Below are 12,381 nucleotides of genomic sequence, written 5' to 3'. Positions count from 1 at the left end.
CATAAAGTCAGGGCAGCATGGCGACGATTTCGTCGGCGCATGCGCGAATTTCGGCGGCGGCCAGCTTGCCGCCGCGATCGTTCATTTGCAGCACGGTCTGACCGAGCGCCATCGCCTGCTTGTACGCTTCCCGAGTCGGAATCTGCGTCTTCAGCAGCGGGAAGCCGAGTTCCTCGAGCGCACGCTTGAGCTCGCGGGTCAGCATGCGCTTCTCTTCGGTCTTGTTCAGCAGGAACACCGCGCGGAGGTCTTCGTTCATCACCTGCGCTTGCTGAATCAGTTTGACCAGCCCGACGCTCGACCAGTAATCGGCTGGCGACGACGACGTCGGAATCACGGCAATCGATGCGGCCAGCAGGACGACGCCGGAGACTTTCTCGGTGATCGACGGCGGGCAGTCCACGACGATGATGTCGTAGTCGTTGATGAACTTCTTGATCTCGCGATGGATCTGGCCGTCGGCTTCGGCCAGGTTGACGACCGGAAACGGGATACCGTTGTCGCTGTCGCCGGATGCGCTCGACCAGTGAACCAACGTGTTTTGACGGTCTGCGTCGATGACGAGGACGCGCTTCCCTTTTTCATGGAATGCGGCGCCGAGATGCATGGCAATCGTGCTTTTGCCGACGCCACCTTTTTGTTGAGTGACTGCAATGATTTCCGCGGCCAATTTTCACTCCTGTTTTGGTCGTTGGAATTCTACAGGACGATATTTGAATTTCAATGAAATTGTCGTGCAACGACTACGCGTTGGCCATTTGGACTATCGGTTTATGCGCATAAACGAGCGGAGATGATGGGGGGCGGTTCGGGCGGTGTGGTAAAGATCGCGAGGCGGCCGCGGCGGGAGCGACAGGCTGATCGATGGATGGGCCTTCGCGTGCTGCAGCATCGGATGGCTGTCCGTCGCAGAGATGTCTCGGTGCGCTGCCCTTTCGCTGGACGGGGCTGCGTTGCCGAAGAGTCGGGGAGTTTGTGCGCATAAACCTCGCGGAGACTGCGGCGGTCGCCTTCATCGCCAGAGTGCCCGGCATTCGGAAGTGAGAGGCGTGAGCTCCGAGTGCGTGTCGATGCGTGTCCATGAGCTCCCCCGTTAAGCCGACGCACGTGCGTCGAGGCAACACGCTGCCTGGTCGCAGTGTTTATGCGCATAAAGCAGGCGCGATGAAGCGCCGGGGGGAGACATCGCCAGGGTCAGGCGCGCGATGGTGTCGTGACGGGACAGCCTATGGATAACAACGATCCCCAGGGTCCTCTCGCATCGAAATACGCCCCCCGCAGAGTCGCGCGGCCCCTTGCTCGACGATCACGCGCTTTATGCGCATAAAGCAGCCGCCTCGCGTCGCCATCACGCTTCGGTTTCCGAGGCAGCCCGTCACGAAGCATCAATTGATCCGATCGCAGTTCGCAGCCCCCGCGAAGCAGCCCCCCAGTTTATGCGCATAAACCCAGCACTTTGAAGCATCTCTCTGGACGCGCCCCTATCCCGATCACGGCGCATCGCTCAACCGAACCGTCTCCGCGACCTGTCGAAAGGAGCCCGCCCCGATCTCGCTTGAACCACCTGCCGCCCAGCCCCTCCATGCAGACTGGCTACAATACAGGGCTCCTCCATCCAGCCCTTGAATGATGATCACGATCTACCACAATCCCCGATGCTCGAAGTCCCGCGAGACGCTCGCGTTGGTCGAGTCGCTGAATACGGCCGGCGCGCCGCTGAACGTCGTCGAGTACTTGAAGACGGCGCCAACGGCCGAGGAAGTGGAAACGCTACATCGGCAGCTCGGCCGCCCGGTTCGCGACATGCTGCGAGACGGCGAGGAGCCGTACAAGACATTGAATCTGGCTCGCGCGGATTTGAGCGATGCCGAAGCCTACGCGGCGATCGCCGCTCATCCGATCTTGCTGCAACGCCCTATCGTCGTATATCGCGGCAAGGCGGCGATCGGTCGCCCGCCTGAATCGGTGAAAGCGTTGTTCGAATAATTCTTGTCGGGCGTATTTTTCTTATTGCATCAGCGCCACCGGGTCGGGCCCGGCACACGCAATGGCAATCCAGGCCGACGCGACCGCCAGGCTGCACGCGCTAGCGGCCGGCGGAACGATACCTCGGCACCCTGGCGCCTAGCCGCCGCCGGACGATCCATCATCATCGCCCGGTTCCCGCCCCGCCGCCGCTTTCGCGGCCGTCCGCAGCAGCGCGATCTGTCCGCGATACGCGCGGCATCCGCTGCAGGTCGGCAGATGCACACGCACCTGCAGGCGCTCGTGCAGCGTCAGATGCCGATCGAGCTCGTCCGACAGCAGTCGTGTCACGTCAGTACATTTCCCCGGCAGCATCTTCGGTCGTCAGTCCTTTTTCGCTCAGGCAGGTTCGCAGGCGCGTGCGCGCCCGGTACAGCAGCACGCTGCAATGATTCGTCGTCAGCGTCAATTCGCTGCAGATGTCCACAATCTCGACATCGAGGAATTCGCGCATCATGAACACGCGTCCGATTTGCTCCGGCAGATGGTCGAGGCAGACCTGGAACAGCGTCCAGAACTGCTGTTGCTGCAACAGCGTTTCGGGCTTCGGCCAGGGTCGCGGTTTCGCATGCGCGGCCCAGTGCCCGTTGTCCTTGAACAGTTCGCGATCGAGCACCGATTCGCCGTCGAGTTCCGCATCGAGCGCGGTCAGGCTCACCGTCCGCTGGTGCGCGCGCAGCACGTCGATCAGCTTGTTGCGCAGGATCCCGAATACCCAGGTCTTGTGGGCCGACAGCCCCGCGAACTCGCCGGCATGCGACCACGCGGCGGCCAGCGCTTCCTGCACGGCGTCTTCGGCCGCGTCGGCGTCGCGGAGCTGGAGCCGTGCGAAGCGCAGCAGGTCGCGCCGCAGTTGCGCGAGATAAGCGGGATCGTCGTGTGCGGACGGCATGGGTGGGTGGCGGTGTCTCGAAACGACCGCGCGTGCGTCACGGGAGCGGGCGCGTCGCGGTGCGAGCAGCTTACTGGGCGCGGTCCGCGCCTGCAACGGAATGTTCCGTCACGCATTCAAGGAACCGGCCGCCGTGCTGCGCTATGCTTGCCGAACCCCGTTTCGCGCGACGGCCATGCCGTGCGGCGGGCAATGTGTAACGTCCGAACATAACGGTCGAGTTATCCACAATTTCTGTGGAAAACCTTGTGGAAAGTCGGCCGGACGGCCCCGTGGGACGGCTCGCGGGCTGGCTTGCCTATAAACAGACCTTTGTCGCCCATTCGGAAGCAATCGATCCGATTCCTCACTCACCGGAAGGAGAATGCCATGTCCTATCGTATTGCGGTCGTCGTCGGCAGCCTGCGTCGCGCGTCGACGAACCGCGCGCTCGCGCACGCCGTGATCTCGCTCGCCCCCGCCGATTTTTCGTTCGAGTTCGTCGAGATCGGCGAGTTGCCGCTGTACAGCCAGGACTACGACGCGGATTTCCCGGAAGTCGCGAAGCGCTTCAAGCAGTCGATCGAAGCCGCCGACGCGCTGCTGTTCGTCACGCCCGAGTACAACCGGTCGATTCCGGGCGTGCTGAAGAATGCGCTCGACTGGGGCTCGCGCCCGTGGGGTTCGAATTCGTGGTCGGGCAAGCCGGGCGCGGTGCTCGGCACGTCGCCGGGCGCGGTGGGTACCGCGCTCGCGCAGCAGCACCTGCGCAACGTGCTCGCTTACCTCGACGTGAAGACGCTCGGTCAGCCCGAGATGTTCATTAAGCACGACCCGGCGCGCATCGACGACCAGGGGCAGATCGTCAGCGAGGACACCCGCAAGTTCCTGCAGGGCTTCGTCGATCGCTACGCGAGCTGGGTGCGCCTGCTGAAATCGGCGTGACGTCGTCGGCCTGATCGCGGCGCCCGTTCACGCGATCGCGCCGGCGCCGCCCCGCACACCGCGGGTCACGCGCCGGCGTGTCGTGTGTCGCGCGCTTCGCGGATGCCCAGCAGAATCTCGTCGAGCAGCGCGATGTCGAACGGCTTCGACAGCACGCGGACGTTGACGGTGCGCGTGCGGTCGAGCTCCTCCGCGTAACCCGTGACGAGAATCACGGGCAGCTTTCCCGGCCGCTTTTCGATCGCTTCGGCCAGGTCGATGCCGTTCAGGCGGCCCGGCATGTGGATGTCCGAAATCACGAGGTCGAACGCGTCGTTCGCGGCGGCGCCTTCGATCAGGCGCAATGCGTCGTCGGCAGTGGGCGCATAGGTCACGCGATGACCGAGCAGCGACAACAGCGCTTCCGTGCCGGCCGCGACTTCGCCGTTGTCCTCGACGAGCAGCACGTGCAGGCCGGCGAGTGCGCCGTTACCCGCACCGTGCGCGACGGCCGCCGGCCGCGCGACGACATCCTCGGCACGCGCGCGCGGCAGGTACAGACGCACCGACGTACCGGCGCCGACCGCGCTGTCGATCGTTGCAAGGCCGCCCGAGCGTTCGCAGAACGCGAACACCTGCGGCAGGCCGAGCCCCGTCCCCATCCCCTGCGCCTTCGTCGTGAACAGCGGTTCGAAGGCGCGCGCGAGCACGTCGGGCGCCATGCCCGAACCCGTGTCGTCGAGCGAGATCTGCACGAAATCGCCGGTCAGCGGGAAGCCGTCCTCGCGGCGCAGCGTGAGGTTGCGCGCGCCGACCGTGAAGCGTCCGCCGGTCGCCATCGCGTCGCGCGCGTTGACCGCGAGGTTGATCACCGCGAGCTCGAGCTCCGCGACGTCGACGCGGACCGGCCAGACGCCCGGCTCGATCGCGACGACCAGCGACGACTTCGACCCGAGCGACGTCTTCAGCAGCTCGCGACACGTGCCGAGCCATTGCCCGATGTCGATCGTTTCGTTGTGCAGCGGCTGCTTGCGCGCGACGCCGAGCAACTGGCGCGTGAGCGACTGCCCGTTCTTCAGCGCGCGTTCGATCGCGCCGAGCTCCTTGTCGAGATGCTGGACGCCGCGCCGCCGCGCGATCTGCACGTTGCTCGAGATGATCATCAGCAGGTTGTTGAAATCGTGCGCGACGCTGCCCACGAGATTGCCGAGCGCCTGCATCTTGCGCGACTGCCGGTACGCCGATTCGATCGAGCGCCGCATCGACGCTTCCGCCTGCCAGCGGTCCCACGCCTCCTCTTCCGCCTTCAGCCGCTTGAGCGACAGCCAGATCACGGACCACAGCGCGACCGACGGCGCGAACATCGAGATGAACAGCACGCTCAGGTGTTCGTACCATTCATGCCAGATCGCCGACGTGCGATATGCGCACGTCACGTAGACGGGATAGCTGCCGACCTGGCGATACGCGACGATCTCGCTGCTCGTGCCGTCGTGGCCCACGCGCACGATGCCGGCGCGCGGATCGTTGTGCGCGTTGCCGAACGTGAGCGAGCGATCGGTGTGCGCCAGCGACGGCGGCGGCGGGTACGATGCGATCACCGCGCCGTCCGAGCGCGCGAGCGCCATCGTCATCGGCGTGCTCGCGCCGCCGAGCAGGTCGCGGTAGAACGCGTTGAAATACGACGATTTCAGCGCGATCGACACCATGCCGGCGAACGACCCGTCGCTATGGCGTCGCGCGACGCCCGTGTTGAATACGGGGATGTTCTCGAGCTTGAGCGGCCCCATCATCAGCTTCGAGATATGTTCGATGACCTTGCCGTCGCGGATGCCGGCGAAGTCGTCGCGGTTCGCGATCGACGCATACGGCGCCGGGTAGTAGAGGCTGTTGGCGAGCAGCATCCCGCTCGCGCCGAAGATCGACACGGCGGCCACTTGCGGATAGCCGCCGCCGATCGTGTTCAGCGCCTCGTGGATGTCCGATTCCCTGCTGCGCACGGTCGCGTCGTCCATGTCCTGCACGAGATCGACGATGCGCGCATCGAGCGTTTCGCTCAGGTCGAACACCTTGAGCGCGTGCTCCTCGGCCACGCGCACCGTGCGCATCGTCACGTCGCTCGCGGCGGCCTCGCGCGCCTTCAGGTCGTTGTACGCCATCACCACCACGTAGATGCACGGCAGCACGATCGCCGCGACGAGCAGCACGATCAGCGTCACGCGGCGCACCGCGAAATCGTGCTCGGGTGCGCCGGACGCGTAGCTGCCGTCGTCCTGCCAGTCGTCGGCGGGCGGGGGCGCGGGAGTGCGGGAGTCGGCAGGCCGTTCGGACGTCATCGAGGAAAGCGGGTGAGGCAGAGGTATTTGCCATCATAAACGAGTTGCCACGGGCCGCCGCGCGGCGCCGTACGTGCGCGATCCTGGGGCCCGTACAGGCGCGCTCCTGCCGTATATGACAGCGGTAAACCGTCAGATTGAAAACGCGACGAATCCGGCAGCGCAAACGTACACAAGGAAAAATTTTGCGTACTTATCTCGAAAATGGTCGAGGCTGTTTTCGGAATCGCGTTCGATCGGACCAATTCTGTTCGAAATGGTGAAAATGGCGAGTTGCATTGCCTCCGGTTTACTCCGAGAATCGCGCCTTGCTTTCCCTATGACAGATACATGCGCCCGCCGGCGATTGCCGCGCGGTGCGTCGCGCGCACCTGCGTCGCGGCGCCCGTGCGCGGCCGCAAGGCGGTTGCCCGCGCCGAAACGCATGGCCCTAAAGAAATGCGCCGCGCGGTCGTTAACGCGAGAGAGACCATTCCGTATACCGCATCGCCCCATGCCTTTGCCAATTGTAATTGCCGACGATTCGCTGCTCGCTCGCAAACTGCTGACAAAGGCGCTGCCGGGAGATTGGGACATCGACATCGCGTATGCAGCGAATGGTCGCGAGGCCTTGGCGCTCTATCGTGACGGCAAAGCTTCCGTGATGTTTCTGGATCTGACGATGCCCGACATGAGCGGATATCAGGTCCTGGAAACACTGCGCCACGAAGATCTGAACACGTTCGTGATCGTGGTATCCGCCGATATTCAGCCGCAGGCGCAAGCACGCGTGCGCGAATTGGGCGCGATCGCATTCGTTGCCAAGCCCGTGACGTCGGAGGCATTGCTGCCCATTCTCAAGGAGTATGGGTTGTATGCCTGAATCGGTGTTCACGGCGGAGCAACGCGACGCGTTGCAGGAAATCGCCAACCTTGCAATGGGCCGCGCCGCCGCGCGGCTTGCATTGCTGCTCGGGCACTTCATCGAGCTGTCGGTGCCGCGCGTGCGCGTCGTGAAAGCGGCCGACGCGAGCGATGCGCTGCGCGAGATGACGGGCATCCACGACAACGTGACCGCCGTGCGCCAGGGCTTTCGCTCCGACATCAAGGGCGAGGCGATCGTGCTGTGCCGCACGGCGGGCGTCGCGCGGCTCATGTCGGTCGTCGACCGCACGTTCGGCGACGGTGTGTACGGCGGCATGGCGACGCCGGACGAGCTCGTGTTCGACGTCGCGAACGTGCTGATGGGCGCCTGCGTCGCGTCGATCCTCGACGAACTCGGCCGCAAGCCCGTGTTCTTCCCGCCGGGGCTGCTCGGCGCGAACGTGTCGTTCGACGACGTCTTCCAGCCGAACGAACTGGGATGGAGCGTCGCGCTGCTGCTCGAGGTGAACTTCGGGCTCGAGAACCACATGTTCCGCGCGCATTTCGTGATGCTGATGGCCGAGGATTCGATCCGGCTGATGGGCGACGCGCTCGACGCGTTGCTGTCCGCGCTATGACGGCCGCCGCTCCGTCGCTGAGCGACCTCGTGATCGAGCGGGTCGGCTTCGGCCTGTTCGTGCTCGACCGTTCGATGACCGTCCTGATGTGGAATCGCTTCATGCAGGACCACAGCGGGATCCCGGCCGCCGACGTGATCGGCCGCAACATCTTCGACCGCTTTCCCGACCTGCCGCGCGCGTGGCTGTCGCGCAAGCTCGAGAGCGTGTTCCAGCTCGGCAGCTTCGCGTTCAGCTCGTGGGAGCAGCGGCCCTACCTGTTCCGCTTCGAGCACGACCGGCCGATCACGGGCGGCGTCGACTACATGCAGCAGGACTGCACGTTCATGCCGCTCACGCGCGGCCGCGACGTCGAGGCCGTGTGCGTGACGATCTCGGACGTCACGCATGTGAGCGTGATGCAGCGAGAGCGTGAGGAAGCGGTCGCGAAGCTGCGCGAGCACGCGAATCTCGACGGGCTGACCGGCATCGCGAACCGGCGCTTTTTCGAGGTGCGGCTCGGCGACGAATTCGCGCGCTGGCAGCGCTACGGCGGCGACCTGTCGGTGCTGCTGTTCGACCTCGATCATTTCAAGACGATCAACGACCGCTTCGGGCATGCGGTGGGCGACGCCGTGCTGCGCGAGACGGCGCGCCGCGTCGCGTCGATCGTGCGCGCGCAGGATACGTTCGGCCGGTTCGGCGGCGAGGAATTCGCGTTGCTGCTGCCGTGCACGAATCTCGACGAGGCGATGCGGGTGGCCGACAAGGTGCGCGAGGCGATCGGCAGCACACCGGTCGATGCGGAGGGTGTCAGCGTGCCGGTCACGGCGAGCGTCGGCGGCACGTGCGCGAAAGCCGGCGCGCTGACCGCCGACGTGCTCGTGAACGAGGCCGACGCCGCGCTCTATCGTGCGAAGCGGCTCGGGCGCGATCGATCGGTCGCGTACGCCTGACCGACCGCCCCCGCTGCGCTCAGATTTTCGCGATGTCGGCGAGCACGCCGGCCAGCACGGCCGGCTGCGACATGAACGGCGAGTGGCTGCTGTCGAGCTGGTGCACGTGGGTCGGGTTGCCGGGCGCGAACGCGTCGGCTTCGTCGATGAAGCGCTGCTGCAGCGCGGGCAGGATCACGCGATCGGCCAGACACTTGATGTAGTGACGGTCGATCGCGCCCCAGCGTGCGGCGGTCGTCGGGATCGCGGTCGCGAACGGCGTGGCCGGCACGTCGCAGCTCATCAGGTTCGTGACCGCGTCGAAGTCGGCCTGCGGCACGTCTTCGTACAGCGCGCGCTTCATCGATTCGCGATACGCGGCGTCGCCGCTGTGCGGATCGACGCGCAGCGCACCGGCCACGCGCGGGCTCGCGAGCATCAGCGGGCCGAGCAGCTCGCCGTTGTTTTCCGGCGCGCGTACGTAGTCGAGGCCCGGCACGCCCGACGCGGGCATGAAGGCCGCGAGATAGACGATCTTCGCGATCTTCTCCGGGGCGCGTTCGGCGGCCGCCGTGATCGCGAGGCCGCCCATGCTGTGCCCGACCAGCACGACCTTGCCGCGGCCGAGCGCGTACGCGTCGTCGACGGCCTGCATCACCTGGGTCGCGTAATCGTCGAGCGTCGTGTTCGCGACCGGCGACGGCTCGGCGCCGAACGCGTCCTTGTCGAGCGGCCGGGCGAGATACGACGCGGGAAAGCGCGCATGGATGCCGTGCGCGGGCAGGTCGCGCGCGATCGACAGGTAGCCGCGCGCGGCCAGCGCGGCCGCCACGTGGGCATAGCACCACGCGCCGTGCCACGCGCCATGCACGAGCACGAAAACGGGATGATCGGACTGCGGGGTGGCGGGGGCGTTCGTCTCCATGGTGTCCGTATTTTTTCGAGAAAGGTGTCATCTTAGACGAACGCGCCGCCATCGCGACGTGCTCGCGCGGAGCGTTTCTTGACCGGCAACGATCCGTCCCTTTGTATCGCACAGGCCACATTTCGTCCGGATCCGATTTGAATTTGTGCCGAAGCGCGCTAATTTGTTGCTTTGCCTGCGATTGCGCCCCATGAACGTCGATTATCTCTTCTACCGGAAGCCGAACAAACCCGGCCCCTATTCGCTCGACGACCTGGGCGACGTCGCTCCGCCGATCGGCCCGGGCGACGTGGTGCGCGCCGGGATCGCGCGCGTATTCGAGGAGATCGACTGGCAGGAATCGCCCGATGTGCCGGGCGCGTGGTTCGGCACGGGCGGCGCGGTTTTCCAGTTCACCGCCGAGCCCGACGGCCGCGTGACGAGCTTCATGGGCTCGCGCCTCGAGCGCCGCTCGATGCTGCAGCTCACGCGGGAAATGGGACTCATCGCGCTCGATCTGCAGCGCGACATCGTCTACGGCTGACGCGCGTTCGGGCGACCGTTCGCAAAGTCCGGCCGCACCGGCCCGCCGGCGGCGCTCGACACCCCGCCGGACATGGCGCGCGTCCGCCATCGAACTTCAAAGATTGCTATACTTTCGCCCAATTCCGGCTTCCGGCCGGTAATTTGTGCCTGTCTGCGTCGATCGTTCGCATATCTCGCACGCATTCGACGCCCTGACCATCCCAGCCGGGCATGGCTTCTTCAATCGCCCCGCGTGGGTGTCTCCGTGGAGCTTCGTCTTGGCCGTTTCCCATTCCGTCGTGGACGAACAAGAAACCGACGCCGCTGCCGTCACATCGGGCAGCTCCTTCTATCTGGCGATGCGCATCCTGCCGGCCGTGCAGCGCGATGCGATGTTCCAGGTCTACGCGTTTTGCCGCGCGGTCGACGACATCGCCGACAGCGATCTGCCGCGCGCCGAGCGCACCGCGGGCTTGAATCGCTGGCGCGCGGACATCGACGCCTGCTTCGCCGGCCGCCCGCCGCGCCACCTGGCCGCGCTCGATCGCGAGATTCGCGCGTTCAACCTGCAGCGCGACGATTTCCACGCGATGATCGACGGGATGGCGATGGACGCGGTGGAAGACATCTGCGCGCCCGACGAGCCGACGCTCGACCTCTTCTGCGATCGCGTGGCGAGCGCGGCCGGCCGGCTGTCGGTGAGGATTTTCGGGATGCCGGAAGCCGAAGGGATCACGCTGTCGCACCACCTCGGCCGCGCGCTGCAACTGACGAACATCCTGCGCGACATCGACGACGACGCGGCGATCAACCGGTGCTACCTGCCGCGCGAGCTGCTCGCGCGCGAAGGCATCGCGATCACCGATCCGGCGACGATCGTGCGCGATCCGGCGCTGCCGCGCGTGTGCGCGACGCTCGTCGAGCGCGCGCTCGAGCACTTCCGCCAGGCCGACGCGGTGATGGATACCTGCCCGCGTGCGCAGGTGAAGGCGCCGCGCATCATGTCGGGCGCGTATCGCTGCATTCTCGAGGCCGCGATCGCCCGCGGCTTTGCCGCGCCGCGCGCGCCGCTGCGCAAGCCGAAGGCGCGCATGCTGATGATCGCCGCGCGCTACGCGCTGTTCTGAGTCGATCGACGCGATGCCCAGAACCGTCCACGTGATCGGCGCAGGACTCGCGGGCCTGTCGGCCGCGGTCGAGCTGCAACGTCGCGGGCGGCGCATCGTGCTGCACGACGCGCATGCGCACGCGGGCGGCCGCTGCCGCTCGTGGTTCGACGGGACGCTGAACACGACGCTCGACAGCGGGCTGCACACGGTTTTCGCGGGACAGCCCGCGACGCAGCGCTACCTGCGCGCGATCGGCGCGGCCGATCAGCTCGCGGGGCCCGCGCTGGCTGAATGCCCGGTCATGGACATCGCGTCGCGGCAGCGCTGGACGCTGCGTTTCGGCAACGGCCGCTGGCCGTCGTGGCTGTTCGATGCCGCATCGCGCGCGCCGGGCACGACGCCGCTCGACTATCTCGCGCTGGCCCCGCTCGCGTTCGCCCGCACGGGCCGCTCGCTCGCGCAGACGATGCGATGCGACGGCGTGCTGTGGGATCGCTGGCTGCGACCGTATTTCCTCGGCGTGCTGAATATCGAGCCGCGCCACGCGAGCGCCGAGCTCGCGCGCGCCGCGCTGTTCGGCACGTTTGCCGCGGGCGGCCCCGGTTGCCGCCCGCTCGTCGCGCGCCGCGGGCTCTGCAGCGCGTTCGTCGAACCGGCGCTGCGGATGCTGCAATACGGCGGCGCGCAGATCCGGCTGAATTCGCGGCTCGACGCGTTCGAATTCGGCGCGCACGGCAATGCGGTCGATGCGGTGTCGGTCGGCGGCGAGCGCATCGATCTCGCGCCGGGCGACGCGGTCGTGCTGGCCGTGCCGCCCGAAGTCGCGCAGCCGCTCGTGCCCGAACTCGCCGCGCCCGACACGTTCAGCGCGGTCGCGACCGCGTATTTCGCGGTCGAATCGCCGGCCGGCAATCCGCTGCAGACGACCGTCGTCAACGGCGTCGTCGATGCGGTGCGGACCGGCGACGGCCTGCTCGCGGCGACGATCCGCGATGCGGGCCGCTGGCTCGACATGCCGCGCGACATGCTCGCGCGGCGCATCTGGGAAGACGTCGCGCGCGTGACCGGCGCGAACCCGGAAACCATCCCCGCGTGGCAACTCGTCGTCGAGCCGCGCGCGGGCTTCGCGGCGGTGCCGTCGCAGGAAATGAAACGTCCGGCCGTGCGTACGCGCTGGACCAATCTTGTACTCGCGGGCGACTGGATTGCCACCGGCCTGCCCGCCACGATCGAGGGCGCGATCCGTTCCGGCCAGCTGGCCGCGGACGTGCTCCAGACGCAATAAAGAGAGG

Annotated in this window: 13 protein-coding genes; 8 read left to right on the top strand and 5 right to left on the bottom strand. The window is 66.4% G+C overall.

All coding sequences use genetic code 11. From position 1 onward, the window contains the following. Nucleotides 1–7 precede the first annotated feature (7 nt). Nucleotides 8–670 carry a ParA family partition ATPase gene (gene parA / locus CFB89_RS28810; RefSeq protein WP_006480195.1) on the bottom strand — a complete coding sequence of 221 codons (663 nt, stop codon included), beginning with the start codon at nucleotides 668–670 and terminating at the stop codon, nucleotides 8–10. A 959-nt stretch (nucleotides 671–1,629) separates the two neighbouring features. On the opposite strand from parA, the gene arsC reads away from it, so the two are divergent. Beyond that, nucleotides 1,630–1,986 carry an arsenate reductase (glutaredoxin) gene (gene arsC / locus CFB89_RS28805; RefSeq protein WP_089470941.1) on the top strand — a complete coding sequence of 119 codons (357 nt, stop codon included), beginning with the start codon at nucleotides 1,630–1,632 and terminating at the stop codon, nucleotides 1,984–1,986. 138 nt (nucleotides 1,987–2,124) lie between these two features. Here the strand turns inward: arsC and CFB89_RS28800 are convergent, their stop codons facing one another. Together CFB89_RS28800 and CFB89_RS28795 are read right to left on the bottom strand one after the other, a co-directional pair. Further along, nucleotides 2,125–2,340 (bottom strand): zf-HC2 domain-containing protein, encoded by a 216-nt coding sequence (locus tag CFB89_RS28800; RefSeq protein WP_089470904.1) that lies wholly within the window; start codon nucleotides 2,338–2,340, stop codon nucleotides 2,125–2,127. Then, nucleotides 2,318–2,917, bottom strand: a complete 600-nt coding sequence (locus CFB89_RS28795; protein WP_089470903.1) for an RNA polymerase factor sigma-70 — start codon at nucleotides 2,915–2,917, stop codon at nucleotides 2,318–2,320. Before CFB89_RS28795 ends, CFB89_RS28800 begins: the two co-directional genes overlap by 23 nt. A 369-nt stretch (nucleotides 2,918–3,286) precedes the next feature. On the opposite strand from CFB89_RS28795, the gene CFB89_RS28790 reads away from it, so the two are divergent. Beyond that, nucleotides 3,287–3,841, top strand: coding sequence for an NADPH-dependent FMN reductase (locus CFB89_RS28790; RefSeq protein WP_006480199.1), 555 nt, complete (start codon nucleotides 3,287–3,289; stop codon nucleotides 3,839–3,841). A 65-nt stretch (nucleotides 3,842–3,906) separates the two neighbouring features. Here the strand turns inward: CFB89_RS28790 and CFB89_RS28785 are convergent, their stop codons facing one another. Then, the gene (locus CFB89_RS28785) at nucleotides 3,907–6,156 is read right to left on the bottom strand and encodes a hybrid sensor histidine kinase/response regulator (RefSeq protein WP_089470902.1); all 2,250 of its coding nucleotides are present in this window, start codon (nucleotides 6,154–6,156) and stop codon (nucleotides 3,907–3,909) included. Nucleotides 6,157–6,649: 493 nt separating this feature from the next. Here CFB89_RS28785 and CFB89_RS28780 point away from each other — a divergent pair, with 493 nt between their 5' ends. From CFB89_RS28780 to CFB89_RS28770, 3 genes are read left to right on the top strand one after another with little or no spacing between them, the layout of a single operon-like run. Beyond that, nucleotides 6,650–7,018 carry a response regulator gene (locus CFB89_RS28780; RefSeq protein WP_089470901.1) on the top strand — a complete coding sequence of 123 codons (369 nt, stop codon included), beginning with the start codon at nucleotides 6,650–6,652 and terminating at the stop codon, nucleotides 7,016–7,018. Next, nucleotides 7,011–7,637, top strand: a complete 627-nt coding sequence (locus CFB89_RS28775; RefSeq protein WP_050013469.1) for a chemotaxis protein CheC — start codon at nucleotides 7,011–7,013, stop codon at nucleotides 7,635–7,637. The genes CFB89_RS28780 and CFB89_RS28775 overlap by 8 nt, the downstream gene beginning before the upstream one ends. Beyond that, nucleotides 7,634–8,572 (top strand): GGDEF domain-containing protein, encoded by a 939-nt coding sequence (locus CFB89_RS28770; RefSeq protein WP_089470900.1) that lies wholly within the window; start codon nucleotides 7,634–7,636, stop codon nucleotides 8,570–8,572. The genes CFB89_RS28775 and CFB89_RS28770 overlap by 4 nt, the downstream gene beginning before the upstream one ends. Before the next feature lie 19 nt (nucleotides 8,573–8,591). Here the strand turns inward: CFB89_RS28770 and CFB89_RS28765 are convergent, their stop codons facing one another. Further along, nucleotides 8,592–9,476 (bottom strand): alpha/beta fold hydrolase, encoded by an 885-nt coding sequence (locus CFB89_RS28765; RefSeq protein WP_089470899.1) that lies wholly within the window; start codon nucleotides 9,474–9,476, stop codon nucleotides 8,592–8,594. A gap of 190 nt (nucleotides 9,477–9,666) precedes the next feature. Here CFB89_RS28765 and CFB89_RS28760 point away from each other — a divergent pair, with 190 nt between their 5' ends. From CFB89_RS28760 to hpnE, 3 genes are all read left to right on the top strand, one after another. Beyond that, the gene (locus CFB89_RS28760) at nucleotides 9,667–9,999 is read left to right on the top strand and encodes a hypothetical protein (RefSeq protein ID WP_089470898.1); all 333 of its coding nucleotides are present in this window, start codon (nucleotides 9,667–9,669) and stop codon (nucleotides 9,997–9,999) included. Between the two features lie 259 nt (nucleotides 10,000–10,258). After that, nucleotides 10,259–11,107: a presqualene diphosphate synthase HpnD gene (hpnD, locus tag CFB89_RS28750; protein WP_089470897.1), complete on the top strand. Its 849-nt coding sequence runs from the start codon at nucleotides 10,259–10,261 to the stop codon at nucleotides 11,105–11,107. A 13-nt stretch (nucleotides 11,108–11,120) separates the two neighbouring features. Next, nucleotides 11,121–12,374 carry a hydroxysqualene dehydroxylase HpnE gene (hpnE, locus tag CFB89_RS28745; RefSeq protein ID WP_089470896.1) on the top strand — a complete coding sequence of 418 codons (1,254 nt, stop codon included), beginning with the start codon at nucleotides 11,121–11,123 and terminating at the stop codon, nucleotides 12,372–12,374. Nucleotides 12,375–12,381: the final 7 nt, after the last annotated feature.

The sequence above is a fragment of the Burkholderia sp. AU16741 genome (genome assembly GCF_002223345.1).
Taxonomy (GTDB): Bacteria; Pseudomonadota; Gammaproteobacteria; order Burkholderiales; family Burkholderiaceae; genus Burkholderia; species Burkholderia sola.
The sequence above is the reverse complement of the archived record's forward strand: the minus strand, read 5'-3'. Positions and strand labels throughout refer to the sequence as shown.